General features: G+C 56.9%; 1 protein-coding gene. It reads left to right on the top strand.

All coding sequences use genetic code 11. The annotated features are described in order from the left end of the window. Window positions 1-281: hypothetical protein (locus AC1DU6_RS35965; protein WP_477863459.1), on the top strand; the 281-nt coding region annotated here is incomplete at its 5' end. Between the last annotated feature and the right edge of the window lie 227 nt (window positions 282-508).

The following is a 508-nucleotide window of genomic DNA, read 5'->3' as shown; positions in this document are numbered from 1 at the left end:
CCATAGCTGCTGCTGGCCTCGCCAAGGGCCGCGACCTTCAAGGGAAATTCAGCGCCGCAGACACCGGGCCCGGAAATCGGGTTGATCCGAACGAGATCAGCGCCCTCTTTCACCGTGCCGGATTTGAGACATGCGACTTCTGCCTCGGCACGCCATGGTTCACGTTCCTGGGTCTGAAACAGACCGCGTCCGCAACCCGCAAGCGAAACAAGGACGACGGAGCCGACGAGATACAAACGAACTCTGCGCGTCATTCGCGCAAGGTGGTCGAAATGTTTTAAAGACTCTTCAACGCATTGAATTCACGTTTGATTTACCATGTTGCCGACACTCATACCGCTATGGCGGCGATTGGTCGGCTTCATTCTCTTTTCTGCGGGAACGGACCGCCAGCTTTCGCGTTACTCCGCGCGACAACGTCAAAGCGAGGGTTCCCATGACTATGTTCGGTCAACTGAGCGTTGTGGCCGCCTATGCGGCAATCGCCTTCGTCGGCGCTATCGTATTG

The organism is Roseateles sp. P5_B10, from assembly GCF_056400485.1.
This window is presented reverse-complemented; position numbering and strand designations above follow the sequence as displayed.